General features: G+C 64.7%; 19 protein-coding genes. 14 read left to right on the forward strand and 5 right to left on the reverse strand.

The genetic code is table 11. The features are described 5' to 3' along the window. Positions 1 to 9: 9 nt before the first annotated feature. Positions 10 to 984 (reverse strand): nitronate monooxygenase family protein, encoded by a 975-nt coding sequence (locus IVB42_RS22245; RefSeq protein ID WP_018453231.1) that lies wholly within the window; start codon positions 982 to 984, stop codon positions 10 to 12. Positions 985 to 1,161: 177 nt separating this feature from the next. Between IVB42_RS22245 and IVB42_RS22250 the strand changes: the two genes are divergently transcribed. Then, a complete protein-coding gene (locus IVB42_RS22250; protein ID WP_018453232.1) occupies positions 1,162 to 2,049 on the forward strand; it encodes a LysR family transcriptional regulator in 888 nt (295 codons plus the stop codon). 98 nt (positions 2,050 to 2,147) lie between these two features. On the opposite strand, the gene IVB42_RS22255 is transcribed toward IVB42_RS22250, so the two are convergent. Then, positions 2,148 to 2,801 (reverse strand): DNA-3-methyladenine glycosylase, encoded by a 654-nt coding sequence (locus IVB42_RS22255; RefSeq protein WP_085361089.1) that lies wholly within the window; start codon positions 2,799 to 2,801, stop codon positions 2,148 to 2,150. A gap of 223 nt (positions 2,802 to 3,024) precedes the next feature. Between IVB42_RS22255 and gluQRS the strand changes: the two genes are divergently transcribed. Together gluQRS and IVB42_RS22265 are read left to right on the forward strand one after the other, a co-directional pair. Continuing rightward, positions 3,025 to 3,897 carry a tRNA glutamyl-Q(34) synthetase GluQRS gene (gluQRS, locus tag IVB42_RS22260; protein ID WP_026232490.1) on the forward strand — a complete coding sequence of 291 codons (873 nt, stop codon included), beginning with the start codon at positions 3,025 to 3,027 and terminating at the stop codon, positions 3,895 to 3,897. 104 nt (positions 3,898 to 4,001) lie between these two features. Continuing rightward, positions 4,002 to 5,303 (forward strand): ATP-binding protein, encoded by a 1,302-nt coding sequence (locus IVB42_RS22265; RefSeq protein ID WP_026232491.1) that lies wholly within the window; start codon positions 4,002 to 4,004, stop codon positions 5,301 to 5,303. Here IVB42_RS22265 and IVB42_RS22270 read toward each other — a convergent pair. Then, positions 5,230 to 6,123, reverse strand: coding sequence for a YihY/virulence factor BrkB family protein (locus IVB42_RS22270; RefSeq protein WP_026232492.1), 894 nt, complete (start codon positions 6,121 to 6,123; stop codon positions 5,230 to 5,232). The two genes, IVB42_RS22265 and IVB42_RS22270, sit on opposite strands and share 74 nt — an antisense overlap. Positions 6,124 to 6,327: 204 nt before the next feature. On the opposite strand from IVB42_RS22270, the gene IVB42_RS22275 reads away from it, so the two are divergent. The 6 genes from IVB42_RS22275 to IVB42_RS22300 all read left to right on the forward strand — a co-directional run bounded on the left by IVB42_RS22275 (position 6,328) and on the right by IVB42_RS22300 (position 10,331). Further along, a complete protein-coding gene (locus IVB42_RS22275) occupies positions 6,328 to 6,522 on the forward strand; it encodes a twin transmembrane helix small protein (RefSeq protein WP_018453237.1) in 195 nt (64 codons plus the stop codon). A gap of 1 nt (position 6,523) precedes the next feature. Continuing rightward, entirely contained in the window at positions 6,524 to 7,096 is a 573-nt protein-coding gene (locus tag IVB42_RS22280; RefSeq protein ID WP_018453238.1) for a cob(I)yrinic acid a,c-diamide adenosyltransferase, read from the forward strand. A gap of 124 nt (positions 7,097 to 7,220) precedes the next feature. Then, positions 7,221 to 7,970, forward strand: a complete 750-nt coding sequence (locus IVB42_RS22285; RefSeq protein ID WP_018453239.1) for an electron transfer flavoprotein subunit beta/FixA family protein — start codon at positions 7,221 to 7,223, stop codon at positions 7,968 to 7,970. Beyond that, entirely contained in the window at positions 7,970 to 8,914 is a 945-nt protein-coding gene (locus IVB42_RS22290) for an FAD-binding protein (RefSeq protein ID WP_018453240.1), read from the forward strand. Before IVB42_RS22285 ends, IVB42_RS22290 begins: the two co-directional genes overlap by 1 nt. A 192-nt stretch (positions 8,915 to 9,106) precedes the next feature. Beyond that, positions 9,107 to 9,988 (forward strand): 3-hydroxybutyryl-CoA dehydrogenase, encoded by an 882-nt coding sequence (locus tag IVB42_RS22295; RefSeq protein ID WP_018453241.1) that lies wholly within the window; start codon positions 9,107 to 9,109, stop codon positions 9,986 to 9,988. A 148-nt stretch (positions 9,989 to 10,136) separates the two neighbouring features. Further along, complete coding sequence (locus IVB42_RS22300; RefSeq protein WP_007615312.1) at positions 10,137 to 10,331, forward strand: hypothetical protein; 195 nt, start codon at positions 10,137 to 10,139, stop codon at positions 10,329 to 10,331. A gap of 11 nt (positions 10,332 to 10,342) precedes the next feature. Here the strand turns inward: IVB42_RS22300 and IVB42_RS22305 are convergent, their stop codons facing one another. Beyond that, positions 10,343 to 11,032: a TlpA disulfide reductase family protein gene (locus IVB42_RS22305; RefSeq protein WP_026232493.1), complete on the reverse strand. Its 690-nt coding sequence runs from the start codon at positions 11,030 to 11,032 to the stop codon at positions 10,343 to 10,345. Between the two features lie 106 nt (positions 11,033 to 11,138). Between IVB42_RS22305 and argH the strand changes: the two genes are divergently transcribed. The 3 genes from argH (at position 11,139) to lysA (ending at position 14,210) form a co-directional block, all read left to right on the forward strand. Next, on the forward strand, positions 11,139 to 12,536 hold the full coding sequence (gene argH, locus IVB42_RS22310) for an argininosuccinate lyase (protein ID WP_018453243.1): 1,398 nt from the start codon (positions 11,139 to 11,141) through the stop codon (positions 12,534 to 12,536). A gap of 94 nt (positions 12,537 to 12,630) precedes the next feature. Next, complete coding sequence (locus tag IVB42_RS22315; RefSeq protein ID WP_007615309.1) at positions 12,631 to 12,921, forward strand: lipoprotein; 291 nt, start codon at positions 12,631 to 12,633, stop codon at positions 12,919 to 12,921. A 23-nt stretch (positions 12,922 to 12,944) separates the two neighbouring features. Beyond that, complete coding sequence (gene lysA, locus IVB42_RS22320; protein WP_018453245.1) at positions 12,945 to 14,210, forward strand: diaminopimelate decarboxylase; 1,266 nt, start codon at positions 12,945 to 12,947, stop codon at positions 14,208 to 14,210. 56 nt (positions 14,211 to 14,266) lie between these two features. On the opposite strand, the gene IVB42_RS22325 is transcribed toward lysA, so the two are convergent. Beyond that, positions 14,267 to 14,785: an SRPBCC family protein gene (locus tag IVB42_RS22325; RefSeq protein ID WP_026232494.1), complete on the reverse strand. Its 519-nt coding sequence runs from the start codon at positions 14,783 to 14,785 to the stop codon at positions 14,267 to 14,269. A gap of 182 nt (positions 14,786 to 14,967) precedes the next feature. Between IVB42_RS22325 and IVB42_RS22330 the strand changes: the two genes are divergently transcribed. Next, positions 14,968 to 15,666 carry a helix-turn-helix domain-containing protein gene (locus IVB42_RS22330; RefSeq protein WP_018453247.1) on the forward strand — a complete coding sequence of 233 codons (699 nt, stop codon included), beginning with the start codon at positions 14,968 to 14,970 and terminating at the stop codon, positions 15,664 to 15,666. 131 nt (positions 15,667 to 15,797) lie between these two features. Continuing rightward, the gene (locus tag IVB42_RS22335) at positions 15,798 to 16,124 is read left to right on the forward strand and encodes a DUF1330 domain-containing protein (protein ID WP_018453248.1); all 327 of its coding nucleotides are present in this window, start codon (positions 15,798 to 15,800) and stop codon (positions 16,122 to 16,124) included. The last annotated feature ends 100 nt before the right edge of the window (positions 16,125 to 16,224 follow it).

Genomic DNA, 16,224 nt, shown 5'->3' on the forward strand with positions numbered 1-16,224 from the left:
TCCGAGACGTCAGGCGCTGACGCGCATCAGGAAATCCTGTCGGGCCTGGTCGAATTCCCGTTTCATCCGGTCGACGAGCTCGGCGACCGGCGGCGCGTCGGCGATCTGGCCGATACCCTGGCCCGAGCCCCAGATGTCGCGCCACGCCTTGGACTTCATGTTGCCGCCGGAGCCGAAATTCATCTTCGTCTTGTCGGCCGCCGGCAGATTGTCCGGATCGAGCCCGGCCGCGGCGATCGAAGGCCCGAGATAGTTGCCGTGCACGCCGGTGAAGAGGTTGGTGTAGACGATGTCATGCGCGGTGTGCTGCGTCAGCGCCGACTTGTAGGCTTCGTCAGCGTTGGCTTCCTTCGTCGCGATGAAGCGCGTGCCCATATAGGCGAGGTCGGCGCCCAGCGTCAGCGCGGAGGCGATCGCGAAGCCGTCGCTGATTGCGCCCGACAGCAGGATCGCACCGTCGAACCATTGTTTGACCTCGCGTACCAGTGCGAAAGGCGAGAGCGTTCCTGCATGTCCTCCAGCGCCGGCGCAGACCAGGATCAGACCGTCGACGCCCTGCTCGGCGGCCTTGCGCGCGTGCTTGACGTTGATGACGTCGTGGAACACGAGGCCGCCGTACGAGTGTGCGGCCTCGACGAGCTCGGCGGGCGGTCGCAGCGAGGTGATGATGATGGGCGCCCTGTGCTTCACACAGGTCTCCATGTCCTTCATCAGCCGGTCGTTGGAGGCGTGGCAGATCTGGTTGACGGCGTAGGGTGCGACCTTCTTGCCGGGATTGCGCGACTTGTATTCGCCGAGTTCGTCCTCGATGCGGCTCAGCCATTCGTCGAGCTTTTCCACCGGACGGGCATTGAGTGCCGGAAACGAGCCGACCACGCCGGCCTTGCACTGGGCGATCACCAGCTCAGGGCCGGAGACGAGGAAGAGCGGCGAGCCGACCACGGGCAGCTCGAGCGAATCCTTCAAGAGAGCGGGCAGCGCCATGATGTCCTCCCGGAAACGCAGCCCGCCGGCAGGCGGATGACGAGGCGTTTCCTTCTTTGATTGTCGCGGGCGAGTTGCCGCCCATGTTTCATTTGACGTCATTATAGGGGTTGGAGTGGGGCCTCTTATCGTTCAATATTGAACGGACGACTTTTCAGATTTAAACAGAGGCCGCTCATGGACTGGGACCTTTGCAAGACCTTCCTCGCGGTCGCCGATACCGGCAGCTTCACCGGCGCGGCGCGCCGGCTGCACAGCAGCCATCCCACCGTCAGCCGCAAGATTGCGGCGCTGGAAGCCCAGCTCGGCACCAGGCTGGTGGCGCGTGCCGCCGACGGCCTTGCGCTGACGGCGGATGGACGGACGCTGCGCGAGCACGCCGAGGTAATGGCGGCGGCCGCGCTGCGGGCGGAGACGGCAGTCTCGGCCGGAGGGCATAAGGCGCGCGGGACCGTCAAGCTATCGATCGGCGCAACGCTGGCCTCGCATTGGCTGATGCCGCGCCTGCCTGCGTTCCTGCGCGCGCACGATCACGTCCAGCTCGAGATCATCACCCATCCGTTTCCGGCGAGCGTGCGCCGGCGCGAGGCGGACGTGGTGTTGCGGCCCTTCGACAGCGGCGAGGAAAATCTGGTCGGCCGCAAGATCGGCCGTCTCGGCACGGGATTCTACGCCTCGCGCGGCTACGCCGGCGGGCGGTCCTTGCCGGAACGGCGCGGCGAGTGGAAGGGGCACAGCGTCATCGGTTTCGCCGATCAGACCTCCAATCTCCAGCTTGCGCGCTGGAGCGACGTCGTCACGCGTCAGGCCTGGGTGGTGATGCGCTGCTCGTCCCAGGGCGACATGCTGGCGGCGGTCCGCGCCGGACTCGGAATCTCCGCCCTGTCGTGCTTTGTCGCCGAAAGCTATCCCGATCTTGTGCGTGTCGCGCCGCAGAAGCTCGCCAGCGTGGCGGACCTGTGGCTGCTCGCCCATCCCGACCTCGTCGAACTGCCGGCGGTGCGGGCCGTCATCGACTTCGTCGCCGATTGCGCCCGGACCGATCGCGTCGGGCTGCGGGGCTAGAGCGTGTTCGAGCGAAGTGGACACCGGTTCGCGTCAAGAAAACGCGTCAAAACAAAACACTAGAGCCCCGTTCCGATTCCATCGGAACGGAACTAGCTCTAGGTTGATCCCGCGATGACGCCTTCGCGTTTTTTCACCGCGCGATAATAGCTCCACCACAGATGTGCCGCCGCTCCGCGCAGGGGGCGCCAGGGTTCGGCGAGCGGCGCCATCTGCTTCTCCGTTGGCCGCGCCTGCAAGCCGAGCCCGATGCGGATGCCTTCCTGCACGGCGAGGTCGCCGGCCGGCCAGGCGTCGCCATGGCCGAGGCAGAACAGCAGATAGACGTCCGCGGTCCAGGGTCCGATGCCGGGCAGTGCGATCAACGTGTGATGCGCGGCATCAGCGTCTTCTTCCGCGAGCACGTCGAGGTTCAGCCGTTCTGCGGTGATCTCGCGCGCGAGATGTTTCAGCGTCTTGATCTTGGCGGCGGACAGGCCGAGCCGCCCCAGCCGGTCGGTGCGGGCGCGGCGGACAGCCTCGTGGTCGAACGGATCGAACGCGGCGGACAACCGTCCCCAGATCGCCGCGGCGCTCGCAGTCGAGAGCTGTTGCCCGCAGACGATGTGGGCAAGCCCCGCAAAACCCGGCTCGCGCCGCCGCAACGCCGGCATGCCGGCAGTCGCCAGCACTGGCTTCAGGCGCGGATCGCGCTTGACCAGCGCGTGGACGGCCTCTTCGAGATCGGATTGGGTTTCGAGGTGGATGGTCATGGCAATCGTCAACTCTCTCCGGCGTCATGGCCGGGCTTCCACCCGGCCATCCACGTCTTTCCAACGTGCATCATTGTTAGCACGGCTGGTGATCATCGCATTCTCGGGGACCTTGACACGATCGGTGCGCCGCTCCGAAGAACGTGGATGGCCGGGACACAGGCGAGCGGAAGCGACGCCATCCGTCTAGACGGCTATGCCCGGCCATGATGAGTTCCGAAGCATGTCGCCACCCGTTTTCCGATTTGCCCCCAGCCCGAATGGCTACCTGCATCTCGGCCACGCTTATTCCGCGCTGCTCAATTCCGACCGCGCGCGCGAGACCGGTGGGCGGCTGTTGCTGCGGATCGAGGACATCGACGCGACGCGTTGCCGGCCGGAATATGAGACAGCGATCTACGAAGACCTCGCCTGGCTCGGCATCGCCTGGGAGACGCCGGTGCGGCGGCAGTCGGAGCATCTCGATGCGTATCGGACGGCGCTGGACAGGCTCTTGGCGCTCGGCCTGGTCTATCCAGCCTTCGAAAGCCGCGCCGAGATCGCAAGGCTGGTTAAGGCGCGTGAAGCGGATGGGCCGTGGCCGCGCGATCCCGACGGCGTGCCGCTCTATCCCGGCGCCGCCAGATCGCTGTCCGCGGACGAGCGCGACCGCCTCATCGACACCGGTGCGCCTTACGCGCTTCGGCTCGACATGGCAGCCGCCTGCCGCCGCGCTGTGGGCCTGAGCTGGAACGAACTGGGCGAGGGGCCGGATGGTGAGCGTGGCGTCGTCCCGGCGCGGCCAGAAGCCTGGGGCGACGTCATTGTGGCCCGCAAGAAGACGCCGACGAGCTACCATCTGTCCGTTGTTGTCGACGATGCGCTCCAGGACATCAGCGAGATCGTGCGGGGCCAGGACCTGTTCCACGCCACTTCGGTCCACCGTCTGCTTCAGGTTCTGCTCCACCTGCCCGAACCCGTCTACCGCCACCACGGGCTACTTCGCGACGAGCGCGGCCGGAAGCTGTCGAAATCAACCAGCTCGACCGGCCTTCGTGAACTGCGCGCCGGCGGCGCCACGCCGGCCGGTATCCGCCGGTTGGTGGGATTAGGTTAAGTTTCTCTGGGGGTTAGCCAAACGGCGCCGTGACTCCGGGTGTTCCGCCGTGCCATGCTCGCCTGACAGCGCGGGGTTCGAAGGGGATACTTCGAAGGGGAGTTATGGCGGCGAAAACGCGCGCAGCGCGCACTACGGGGACGTCCAAGCGAGTGGCTCGGAAGCGCTCCGGGCCGACTGCCCGGTTGCGCAAGCGCAGCACCAAGCGGGTCGAGCTGGACGTCGTCCAAGCCGCGCTTGCCGCCTTTGCCCATGAGGTCCGCACCCCCCTGACCGGCATTCTCGCGATCAGCGACCTGCTCGCGACTTCGGATCTCGGGGAACGGGAAAGACGCTGGGCCGACACGATCAAGGCCGGGGCCGAGCATCTGGCGAACCTTGCCACCCTGTTCGTCGATGCCGCCCGAAGTGGCAAGGGGACCGGGAAGGGGGTCGGGGGTGGAAGCTCGCTGCGGCAGGATTTGTTCGACCTGCGGACGCTCGCCCGCAACGCCGGCGATTCGCTGGCCGGTCGCGCCGCGGCCAAGGGTCTCCAGGCTGAGGTCGATATCTCGGAGAAGCTGCCGGGGCTGGTGGTCGGTGATCCCGTCCGCCTGCGCGCCGCGCTCGAGAACCTGATCGACAATGCCGTGAAATTCACCGAGCACGGCGGCGTGGCGCTCACGGTCGCGCCTTGGCGTTCCGTCAAGAGCAAGGACAAGACCAAGAGCAAAGGCAAAGCAAAGGGCAAAGGCAGCGTCGGTGTCGCCTTCGCGGTGTCCGACAGCGGCATCGGCCTCACCATGGCCGAGATCAAACGGCTGTTCCGGCCGTTTACCCAAGCCAATGTCACCATTGCCTCGCGCTTCGGCGGCGCCGGACTGGGCCTGTCGTCGGTGAAGCAACTGGCGCGCGCGATGGGCGGCGACATCACGGTCGCGCCTCGGCCCGGCGGTGGCGCCACCTTCACATTGACGGTGTCGGTGTGTGCCACGGGATCGGGCAAGTCCCGCAAGTCGAAGGGCGAAGCCGAGATGGATGCGGTTCCGGCGCTGCGCTTGCTCAGCGTCGAGGACAATCCGTTCGGCCGCGTTGTGCTCAACACCATCCTGACCGAACTCGGTCATCATGCCGAGTTCATCGGGCGCGGCGAGGACGCGGTGAACCGGCTCGCGCAGGGCGCCTTCGACGCGGTGCTGATGGATATGGTGCTGCCGGGCATCAATGGCGTCGAGGCGATCAGGCGGATCCGCACCATGGCGACGCCGCTGGCTCAGATCCCCATCATCGGGGTGTCAGGTCGGGGCGAAGATGAAGTCGCCTCACGCGAGGCCGGCGCCGACGCCTTTCTGGTCAAGCCTGTGTCTCCGCGGGCGCTAGCGACTGCGCTGCTTGCAGCGACACGCCGTGAGGAAGCCGCGACTTGATGATCGCGGCGTTGAGCTCGCCGCCGTAAACGAAGATCGCGGCGATGAAATACAGGAACACCAGCGCGATGATCACCGAGGCGAGCCCCGCATACATCGTCACGTAATTATTGGCGAAGCGCGCCAGATATTGCCCGAACACGATGCCCGAGATCAGCGACGCCACGATGGTGAAGACGATGCCGGGCAGGATCTGGAGGAACCGGCGCCGTCCCGCCGGCAGCCAGGTATGCAGGATCATCAGCGCCACCACCAACGCGCCAACGGTGATGCCGTAGCGCAGCCAGGTGAGGATCCTCTCGTTGGATTCAACGAACAGCGGGATGTGCGCACGCGCGGCCTCGATGAGCAGCGGCCCGAGCACGATCAGGAATGCCATGGCGAGCGCGGTGAAGGCCGCAATCAGCGTGTAGGCGATCGATTCCAGCCGTAGCCAGTACCAGGGCCGCATCTCCACGACCGCATAGGCGCGGTTCAGTGCGACCCGCAGCGCCTCGACGCCGTTGGAGGCGAAGTAGACCGACAGCACCGCGCCGATGGTGAATAGGCCGGTGCGGGTCGTGGTCAGCACGTCGTGGACTTCCCCCGAGATCGAATCCGCGACCTGCTTGGGCCAGACCTGGAGCATGAGGCTCGCAGCCTGATCGGCGAGTTCCTTGGAGCCGAAGAAGCCGGCGAGCGATGTCAGGACGATCAGGAACGGGAATAGCGCCATCAGCGTCGACAGCGCGATGTGGCTCGCGATCGCCCAGCCGTCATCGGCGAGGAACGTGTAGAACGCGTCCATTACGACAAGGTAGATGGTGCGGATTGCCTTCACGCACCACCTGCACTGCTGTTGCTGCTTCCGCTTCCCGCGCGCGGGAAACGCATTCCGACCTCTCCCCGCAGGCGGGGATAGGTCAAGAGGATAGGCAATTGGCGCAAATCCAGATTCATCCAGCTAGCTTCTGATATTATTGGCTTAAAAGCCAGATCGGGAACGCCATGGCGGACCGGCGCGGAGGGTGTTATTTACCCTCGAATGGCATCTCTCCTGAGTACTTTCATCCTGCCGATTGCGGTCGGCGCCGTGGCGTTGGTGCTGCTGCTCGGTCTCATCAACATGATGCGCGGCGGCTCGCCCAACACCTCGCAGAAGCTGATGCGCTGGCGCGTGCTGCTTCAGTTCGTGGCGATCGTCATCGCGATGGCCGCCGTGTGGGCGATGGGGCGTTAACATGGTCGTGCTCAACCGCATCTATACGAAAACCGGTGACGACGGCACGACAGCGCTCGGCTCGGGCGAGCGCCGGCCGAAATACGATCTGCGCATCGAGGCCTATGGGACTGTCGACGAGACCAATGCTGCGATCGGCGTGGTCCGGCTTCACACCGGGGATGCGCCCGAGCTCGACGCGATGCTTGGCCGCATCCAGAACGATCTGTTCGACCTCGGCGCGGACCTCGCGGTGCCCGAACGTGAGGGCAAGGCGGAGCGGCTGCGGGTGGTGGCAAGCCAGGTCGAGCGGCTCGAGCGCGACATCGACGCGCTCAACGACAAGCTGGCACCTCTGACCTCCTTCGTGCTGCCGGGCGGCACGCCAGCCGCCGCCTACCTCCATGTCGCCCGTACGATTTGCCGCAGGGCGGAACGCGTGATGGTGGAACTGGCGGCCCGGCCGGAAGAACCTGTTGGTGCCGCTGGCATCCAGTATATGAACCGCCTGTCGGACTTCCTGTTCGTGGCCAGCCGCGCGGTCAACGAAGACGGCGCCGGCGACGTGCTCTGGGTTCCGGGCCAGAATCGCTGACCCATTGGGCCGCGCATTTCTGGGCGCCAAAATTAGACCCCTTCGCGCGTTGACCGGGCCGGATCAGGCCTTTAGGTTCCGCGCCAGTTGATAACCCCCTCCCAGATTGAGTGAAAGAGGATCGATGAAGGTCTTGGTGCCGGTAAAGCGGGTGGTCGATTACAACGTCAAGGTCCGCGTCAAGAGCGATGGATCGGGTGTTGAACTCGCCAACGTCAAAATGTCGATGAACCCGTTCGACGAAATTGCGGTCGAAGAAGCGCTGCGCCTGAAGGAAGCCGGCAAGGCGACCGAAGTCGTGGTGGTCTCGATCGGACCGGCGCAGGCGTCGGAAACGATCCGCACCGGTCTCGCCATGGGCGCCGATCGCGGCATCCTGGTGAAGGCCGAGGGTGCGGTCGAGCCGCTCGCGGTCGCCAAGATCCTGAAGAAGATTGCGGACGAAGAGCAGCCGGGCCTCATCATTCTCGGCAAGCAGGCGATCGACGACGACAGCAATCAGACCGGCCAGATGCTGGCCGCGCTGCTCGGCTGGTCGCAGGCGACCTTCGCCTCGAAGCTCGAGGTCGAAGGCAGCGACTTCAAGGTCACCCGCGAAGTCGACGGCGGCTTGCAGACCGTGAAGCTGAAGGGACCGGCGATCGTCACCACCGATCTCCGTCTCAACGAGCCGCGCTACGCCTCGCTGCCGAACATCATGAAGGCCAAAAAGAAGCCGATTGCGGACAAGACTGCCGCCGATTATGGCGTCGATCTCACCGCGCGCCTCGAGGTTCTCAAGACGACCGAGCCGGCGGGCCGCAAGGCGGGCGTCAAGGTCAAGGACGTCGCCGAGCTGGTGTCGAAACTCAAGAACGAAGCCGGGGTGCTCTGATGACGACGCTTCTGATTGCCGAACACGACAATGCGTCGCTCAAGGATGCGACCAACAAGGCCCTGACCGCGGCGGCCGCGCTCGGCGCGGACGTCGAGGTTCTGGTGGCCGGCGAGAACGCCAAGGCCGCGGCGGACGCCGCCGCAAAGCTCGCCGGTGTGAAGAAGGTGCTGCTCGCCGACGGCGCGCTTTACGCGCACGATCTGGCCGAGCCACTGGCCGCGCTGATCGTCTCGCTGGCGCCGTCCTATGACGCCATCGTCGCGCCCGCGACCTCGCGCTTCAAGAACGTGATGCCGCGCGTCGCGGCCCTGCTCGACGTCATGCAGGTCTCGGAGATCACCAAGGTGATCGCCCCCGACACCTATGAGCGCCCGATCTACGCCGGCAACGCCGTCCAGACGGTGAAGTCGAAGGACGCCAAGAAGGTCATCACGGTGCGCACCTCCACCTTCGCCGCAGCGGGTGAAGGCGGCAGCGCGTCGGTCGAGAGCGTCGCGGCGGCGGCCGATCCGGGCCTGTCGTCCTTTGTCGGCGAGGAGGTCGCGAAGAGTGACCGTCCCGAGCTGACCTCGGCCAAGATCATCGTCTCCGGTGGCCGCGCCATGCAGAGCCGCGAGAACTTCGCAAAGTACATCGAGCCGCTCGCCGATAAACTTGGCGCCGGTGTCGGCGCTTCGCGTGCGGCGGTGGATGCGGGCTATGCGCCGAACGACTGGCAGGTCGGCCAGACCGGCAAGGTCGTGGCCCCCGAGCTCTATGTCGCGGTCGGCATTTCCGGCGCGATCCAGCATCTGGCCGGCATGAAGGACTCCAAAGTGATCGTCGCGATCAACAAGGACGAGGACGCGCCGATCTTCCAGGTCGCTGATTACGGCCTGGTCGCCGACCTCTACCAAGCGGTTCCGGAGCTGACGGCCGAACTCGGCAAGCTCGGCAAGTAAAACGCGCTAAACACCGGCCGGAGCTATAAACTCCGGCCGGTGTTGCTTTTTGAGGCGTTTTCTTTGGCGCGGGACACGCCTTCGAAGCGATCCAATCTAGGTTTCGAGGCCGGGTTCTGATTAAATCAGACCTCCCGGCTCAGGGGGATAGGCAGGCGCGGTTGATAGCGCGCCGTTCCGGTGGATGACATTATGGCGGCAGTAATCAAGAAGGTCGGCGTGATCGGCGCGGGGCAGATGGGCAATGGCATCGCGCATGTCGCTGCGTTGGCCGGCTTCGACGTGGTGCTCAACGATATTTCGACCGACCGCCTCAAGTCAGGCATGGCCACGATCAACGGCAATTTGACGCGCCAGGTCTCCAAGAAGGCCGTCAGCGAGGACGACAAAGCCAAGGCGATGGCGCGTATCGTAGCCGGCGAGAAGCTGGACGATCTCGCGGACTGCGATCTCGTGATCGAGACCGCCGTCGAGAAGGAAGAGGTCAAGCGCAAGATTTTTCACGATCTCTGCGCTGTGTTGAAGCCCGAGGCGATCGTCGCTTCCGATACTTCCTCGATCTCGATCACGCGGCTGGCCGCCGCCACTGACCGGCCCGAACGCTTCATCGGCATTCACTTTATGAATCCGGTGCCGTTGATGGAACTGGTGGAGTTGATCCGCGGCATCGCCACCGACGACCAGACCTTCGAGGCGTCAAAGGAATTCGTAGGCAAGCTCGGCAAACAGGTCGCGGTCTCCGAGGATTTCCCGGCCTTCATCGTCAACCGCATCCTGCTGCCGATGATCAACGAGGCGATTTACACGCTGTACGAAGGCGTGGGCAACGTCGAGGCGATCGACGCGGCGATGAAGCTCGGCGCGCACCATCCGATGGGCCCGCTGGAGCTCGCTGATTTCATCGGCCTCGATACCTGCCTGTCGATCATGCAGGTGCTGCATGAGGGCCTCGCCGACTCCAAGTACCGCCCGTGCCCGCTGCTGGTGAAATACGTCGAGGCGGGCTGGCTCGGTCGCAAGACCCAGCGCGGTTTTTACGACTACCGCGGCGCCAAGCCGATTCCGACGAGATAAGGGGTTTCGTGCCGGGACATTGCGCAGCGCGTTAGCGATACGCAGCAGAGCCGGGAGACGGAGAAAGCCTACCTTACGGCGACTCGCGACAATTCATGTCCCGTTAACCGCCCGCCTCTAGGTTACCGCCGGTACGAGGGTTTGCGTAATGGACATGATGGCGATGGTCAGCAGCATGCTGGCCTCTCAGCAAGGCGCGCTGCAGTCGAATATCTCGGCGACGCTGATGAAGCAGAACGCGGATGCGGAGAAATCCACCGTCCTGACGCTGCTCGGCGCCGGACAGCCCTCGCTTGCCAATGTCGGCGCTGGCGTCGGCAGCAACCTCAACGTCACCGCCTAAAACATCATCGCTTAGAACGACGCTGCGGCTTTGCCCGTCGCAGCCCGGATCAGCTTGAGCGCATCCTCGCTCGCCCATTCCGCCGGCCCCGCGATCGTCGCGATCTCGCAGCCTTGAGGATCGACCAGCACCGAGGTGGGCATGCCCAAGGCCCGGCCTATCGCCTTAAGATCCTGAAAAACCTTGGCTTTCTGATCGCTGAAATAGCCGAGCCTGATGAGATTGGCCTCTTTCAGAAACGTCTTGGGCTTCTCGGGGTCGCGGGTGTCGATATTGATCGCCACCACCTCGAAATTCGGGCCCGAAAGTTTGCCCTGGAGCTCGTCCAACGCCGGCATTTCCTTGCGGCAGGGCACGCACCAGGTGGCCCAGAGGTTCACCAGCAGCGTCTTGCCGCGGAAATCCGACAGCTTCTTCGGCCTGCCGTCGGCGTCCTCGAAGGCCAGGTCCGGCAGCTTTAGCGGTGCGGTCGCCATGGTCAGCGCCGCCACCTCGCCATGGGCAAGCGGCGCGATCTTCTGTGCGGTGTTCACCGCGGCCCGGCAGGCGGGATCGCCGGAGGGGGCCCGGCCCAGGCCCAGCCCGTACAGCGCGGCAAAGCCAGCCAGGCCCCCGACCACCACGGTGGCGATGACCACGGGGATACGGCGCGTGGCCGACCGTGCTGTCCTTTGGTCGAGCCTGTCGTTGGGGTCGAGCATATCGTTTGTCATCCGGTCGCAGATATGGCTATCAGAGGCCTCTTAATACGGCTGGCAGCCGTCAGCAAACGTGCGGCGGCCACAGGCAAGGCGTGAGCAGGGGATCATGAGCAACAAGATGTGGGGCGGCCGGTTCTCGGAACGTCCCGACGAGATCATGGAAGAGATCAACGTCTCCATCGACGTCGATCGTCACCTCTTTGCCCAGGACATTGCCGCGTCCAAGGCCCACGCCGCGATGCTGGCCGCGCAGGGCATCATCACGGACTCTGATGCGAAAAATATCGGCAAGGGTCTAGACACGATTTTGTCAGAGATCGGCAAGGGCGCCTTCGAATTCAAGCGCGCGCTCGAGGACATTCACATGAATGTCGAGAGCCGCCTGTCCGAGCTGATCGGCCCTGCCGCCGGCCGCTTGCACACCGCGCGCTCGCGTAACGACCAGGTCGCGACCGATTTCCGTCTCTATGTCCGCGATGTCCTCGATGAGACCGACGCCTCGCTCGCCGCGTTCCAGCAGGCGCTGGTCGAGCGCGCGCTGGAGCACGCCGGAACGGTCATGCCGGGCTTCACGCATCTGCAGACCGCGCAGCCGGTGACCTTCGGCCACCATCTGCTCGCCTATGTCGAGATGGCCGCGCGCGATCGCGGCCGTTTCCAGGACGCGCGCAAGCGGCTGAATGAGTCCCCGCTCGGAGCTGCAGCGCTCGCCGGTACCTCGTTCCCGATCGACCGTCACGCCACGGCGAAGGCGCTCGGTTTTGACCGTCCGATGGCGAACTCGCTCGATGCGGTCTCCGATCGCGACTTCGTGCTGGAGACGCTGTCGGCGGCCTCGATCTGCGCCGTGCACATGTCGCGCTTTGCCGAGGAGATCGTGATCTGGACCTCGCCGCTGGTCGGCATGATCCGCCTCAGCGACAAGTTCACCACGGGATCCTCGATCATGCCGCAGAAGCGCAATCCTGACGCCGCCGAGCTGGTGCGCGCCAAGACCGGCCGCGTCATCGGCGCGCTCAATGGGCTGCTGATCGTCATGAAGGGCCTGCCGCTCGCCTATCAAAAGGACATGCAAGAGGACAAGCAGGGCGCCATGGAAGGCTTCGCCGCGCTGTCGCTCGCGATCCGCGCCATGACCGGCATGGTCCGAGATCTCGTGCCTGATGAAGCGAAGATGAAGCTTGCTGCAGGCGAGGGCTACGCCACCGCGACCGATCTTGCCGACTGGCTGGTGCGGACGCTGAAGATGCCGTTCCGCGAGGCCCATCACGTCACCGGCCGCATCGTCGCGAAAGCCGCCGAGGGCGGCGTGGCGCTGCACGAGCTGCCGCTGAGGGAGATGCAGGCAATCGAAGCGAAGATCACGAAAGACGTGCTTGGCGTGCTCTCGGTCGAATCGTCGGTGAAGAGCCGGACCAGTTTCGGCGGTACCGCGCCGAAGAACGTGGCATCGCAGGCCAAGGCCTGGCTGAAGCGGCTGGAAAAAGAGCGAAAATTGGGCTGAGGAGCAAAATTTCGCTTATGTTTCATGGTCATCCGGGTCTCGCCAGAGCGCGCCAATCTCTGTATGGTGCGCCGCGCGTAGTGGGGATTTCGTCGTGACGTCAAAGTTTCGCCCGGCCGGCTCGGGGTGGGCCATCATTGTCTTGAGCCTGACGGCGCTCGCGCTTGCCGGCTGTGGCCGCAAGGGCCCGCTGGATCTGCCGCCGACCGCCTCCAGCGCGTCAACGGCCAACGTCGCGCCGCCGACCGATACCGAGACCGAAGCCCAGAAGACGCCGAGCGTGTTCAACCCCACCTATGGCGCGGACGCCGCACCGGCGGCGACCAAGGGCAGGAAGAAACCGTTTATCCTCGACCCGCTCCTGGACGAAAGACCCAGCCGATAGGCTGGGGCAACTGAGCCAACGCCATGAATCATTTTGACTATCGCAACGGCGTGCTGCACGCCGAGGCGGTGAACCTGTCCGAGCTGGCTGCAACCGTCGGCACGCCGTTCTATTGCTATTCGACCGCGACGCTCGAGCGGCACTATCGCGTTTTCACCGACGCCTTCGCGGGCGAGAAGGTGCTGGTCTGCTACGCCATGAAGGCAAATTCCAACCAGTCGGTGCTGCGCACGCTGGCCAGGCTCGGCGCCGGCGCGGACGTGGTGTCCGGCGGCGAATTGAAGCGCGCGCTGGCCGCCGGCATTCCAGCAAGCAAGATCCTGTTCTCCGGCGTCGGCAAGACGGAAGCCGAGCTGCGCGCTGCGCTGGCGGCCGACATCCTCTGCCTCAATGTCGAATCCGAGCCCGAGCTCGAGCTGCTGTCGCGCCTTGCGACCGAGACCGGGAAGACCGCGCGGATCTCGATCCGTGTCAATCCTGACGTCGATGCCGGCACGCATGCGAAGATTTCGACCGGCAAGTCCGAGAACAAGTTCGGCATCCCGATCGCGCATGCCCGCGAGGTCTATGCCCGCGCCGCGAAGCTGCCGGGCATCGAGGTCACAGGCACCGACGTGCATATCGGCAGCCAGATCACCGACCTCTCCAAGATGGAGATCGCGTTCCGCATCCTCTCCGAATTCGTGCAGACGCTGCGTGCCGACGGCCACAACATCTCGCATGTCGATTTCGGCGGCGGTCTCGGCATTCCCTATTACATGGACCGCGAGGCGCCGCCGGCGCCCGACGCCTATGCCGCGATGGTCAAGCGCGTCAGCCACAATCTCGGCTGCACGCTGATGTTCGAACCGGGCCGCATGATCGTCGGCAATGCCGGCATCCTGGTCGCCAAGGTGATCTATGTGAAGCACGGTGACGGCAAGAATTTCGTCATCATCGACGCCGCCATGAACGATCTGATCCGCCCGACGCTGTACGAGGCCCATCACGACATTCTGCCGGTGACGCAGCCTGCGACGGGGGCCGCGACCATCATGGCCGACGTCGTCGGCCCGGTCTGCGAGACCGGCGACTATCTCGCACTCGATCGCACGCTACCGACGCCAAAGCCCGGCGACCTCATCGCCATCATGACCGCCGGCGCCTACGGCGCAGTGCAGGCCGGCACCTACAATACGCGGCCGCTGGTGCCCGAAGTGCTGGTGAAGGGCGACCAGTACGCGGTCGTGCGTCCGCGCATCGAGGTCGAGCAATTGATCGCGATGGATACGCCGGCGCCGTGGCTATGAGGCTGTGATTGTCCACGATGAGCGCAGCTAGCGCTGCGCCCATCGCTGCATTGACCCTACTTCTTGAACCGGTCCCTGATTGCGGCGAGGCCGGAATCATAGACGCCGCCGAGGGCATCGACCGCTTCCTTCTCCCGCCCCGGGTCGGGCGTGTAGATGCCGGTCCATGTCACCACCGATGCGCCTTCACCCTTTGCCGTGACCTTGATGGTCGACTTGTACTGGCTCACCGGCAGTGGGCTCGACAGGAACGCGTAGGAATAGCTGTAGTCTTTGTCGTTCCGCGCAGTCTGCGTCTCCACGAACGAGGCCTTGCCGTCCCTGGTGACGAGCGTCCGGGTTGGCGGCGACTTGCCGTCCGCAATGCACTGCCCCACCGGCGGCAGCCAATCCTTGATCGCGCAGAACGGCCCGATGACGGACCACACCTCGGCCGCAGCACTGCTGACCTCGATGCTCCTCGTCAGATTGGCTGCGGACGCCGGCATGACGCCGACGCCCAGGCCGAGGGTGCAAATCGCGGCGCTGCGAACCGAAACGAGCAATCTGGAAGCCGTTGAATCGTATTTCTTCATGGTAATCTCCTGTGTCCGGCGGGCCGCGATTGCGGCGGCCGGCTTGCCAATGCCGGTCGAATAGACGCTCACCACGGTCCGCGGCCAGTTCAGAGAATGAATCGCTGCTGATACAGAAACTGAACTAGGAAGCCGCGCGCCGCGGCCCTAAGGTTGCGCCTTCGCTTGTCACGGAGGCCCGCATGACCATCGGCAGCTACAGGCAGTTCTGTCCGGTCGCGATGGCGGCCGAGATATTGTGCACGCGCTGGACCGTCGTGCTGCTACGTGAACTCGTCGCCGGCTCGACCCGGTTCAACGAGTTGCGCCGCGGCGTTCCCCGCATGTCGCCTGCGCTGCTTTCCCAGCGCCTCAAGGAACTCGAAGCTGCAGGCATCATCATCCGCCAGCCGTCGGCTTCCGAGCGCGGCGTGATCGAGTATCAGCTGACCGCTTCCGGACGCGAACTCGGCCCCATCGTCGAGGCGTTCGGCATCTGGGGCCAGCGCCGCATCGAGTCGGATCTGTCGCTTCAGCATCTCGATGTCCAGCTGTTGATGTGGGACATGCGGCGGAATTTGAACACGACGCCGATGCCGACCCGCCGCAGCGTGCTGCAGTTCGCGTATCCGGAATTACCTTCGACGCAGCGATTGTGGTGGCTGATCGTCGATCCCGACGACAGTGTCGACCTCTGCTCGATTGATCCCGGTTTCGACGTTGACCTTTACGTGTCGGTTGATCTGCGCACCATGACGGCGATCTGGATGGGACTCGATTCCGTGCGGGCGGCCGCCGCAAGCCGGCGGATGCTGCTCACCGGCGATCGGCAGCTTGCCGCGGCCATGCAAAGTTGGCTCGGCCTTAGCCCGTTCGCCAAGGAACGCAAGCTGGCGAGCTGATCCAGGGCGGCGCAATTCAGTATTTGTATCGCCCCGCTACAGTTCCCGTACTGGCAAGTCCGCGCCGTGTTCTGGCACCAAGTGATGCCCGCCCTTCAACGCGGAGCTGAACTCGAGCCAGGAGACACGACATGACAGCGTATCTGATCGCGGACATCAAAGTGACTGACGGAAAGTGGGTGCCGGACTACGCCGCGTCCGTCCACGAGCTGGTGCACAAGCATGGCGGCAAGTATCTTTCCCGCAGCGGCAATGTGAAAACTCTTGAAGGTGCCCCTCTCGACACATCGCTGATCGCGATCATGTCTTTTCCCACGGCGAAAGCGGCGGAGTCCTTCGTTACTGATCCCGCCTACGGCCGATTCGCGGCAGCGCGCAGGGGCGGCAGCGAGAGCCGCTTCCAGTTGATCGACGATACGGACTTGGCCGGCACGATCCCCTATCTCGCCAAGGCTTGAACTGCGTCTTCGTCAAAAACCCGGCCGCAGGCGCAGACGTGCCCGGCCAACACAGGAGATCGAATGAACGATTCACTCGCCGGCGCCGGCCTGCTTCGCA

Source organism: Bradyrhizobium sp. 45 (assembly GCF_023073155.1).
Lineage (GTDB): Bacteria > Pseudomonadota > Alphaproteobacteria > Rhizobiales > Xanthobacteraceae > Bradyrhizobium > Bradyrhizobium canariense_D.

Excerpts from the sequence above, each read along its gene's own strand:
- IVB42_RS22295 (WP_018453241.1), top strand. The coding sequence starts at position 9,107 with ATGGCGGCAGTAATCAAGAAGGTCGGCGTGATCGGCGCGGGGCAGATG.
- IVB42_RS22245 (WP_018453231.1), bottom strand. The coding sequence starts at position 984 with ATGGCGCTGCCCGCTCTCTTGAAGGATTCGCTCGAGCTGCCCGTGGTC.
- argH (WP_018453243.1), top strand. The coding sequence starts at position 11,139 with ATGAGCAACAAGATGTGGGGCGGCCGGTTCTCGGAACGTCCCGACGAG.
- IVB42_RS22335 (WP_018453248.1), top strand. The coding sequence starts at position 15,798 with ATGACAGCGTATCTGATCGCGGACATCAAAGTGACTGACGGAAAGTGG.
- IVB42_RS22255 (WP_085361089.1), bottom strand. The coding sequence starts at position 2,801 with ATGACCATCCACCTCGAAACCCAATCCGATCTCGAAGAGGCCGTCCAC.
- IVB42_RS22275 (WP_018453237.1), top strand. The coding sequence starts at position 6,328 with ATGGCATCTCTCCTGAGTACTTTCATCCTGCCGATTGCGGTCGGCGCC.
- IVB42_RS22285 (WP_018453239.1), top strand. The coding sequence starts at position 7,221 with ATGAAGGTCTTGGTGCCGGTAAAGCGGGTGGTCGATTACAACGTCAAG.
- IVB42_RS22330 (WP_018453247.1), top strand. The coding sequence starts at position 14,968 with ATGACCATCGGCAGCTACAGGCAGTTCTGTCCGGTCGCGATGGCGGCC.
- IVB42_RS22325 (WP_026232494.1), bottom strand. The coding sequence starts at position 14,785 with ATGAAGAAATACGATTCAACGGCTTCCAGATTGCTCGTTTCGGTTCGC.
- IVB42_RS22290 (WP_018453240.1), top strand. The coding sequence starts at position 7,970 with ATGACGACGCTTCTGATTGCCGAACACGACAATGCGTCGCTCAAGGAT.
- IVB42_RS22280 (WP_018453238.1), top strand. The coding sequence starts at position 6,524 with ATGGTCGTGCTCAACCGCATCTATACGAAAACCGGTGACGACGGCACG.
- gluQRS (WP_026232490.1), top strand. The coding sequence starts at position 3,025 with ATGTCGCCACCCGTTTTCCGATTTGCCCCCAGCCCGAATGGCTACCTG.
- IVB42_RS22265 (WP_026232491.1), top strand. The coding sequence starts at position 4,002 with ATGGCGGCGAAAACGCGCGCAGCGCGCACTACGGGGACGTCCAAGCGA.
- IVB42_RS22300 (WP_007615312.1), top strand. The coding sequence starts at position 10,137 with ATGGACATGATGGCGATGGTCAGCAGCATGCTGGCCTCTCAGCAAGGC.
- IVB42_RS22305 (WP_026232493.1), bottom strand. The coding sequence starts at position 11,032 with ATGCTCGACCCCAACGACAGGCTCGACCAAAGGACAGCACGGTCGGCC.
- IVB42_RS22250 (WP_018453232.1), top strand. The coding sequence starts at position 1,162 with ATGGACTGGGACCTTTGCAAGACCTTCCTCGCGGTCGCCGATACCGGC.
- lysA (WP_018453245.1), top strand. The coding sequence starts at position 12,945 with ATGAATCATTTTGACTATCGCAACGGCGTGCTGCACGCCGAGGCGGTG.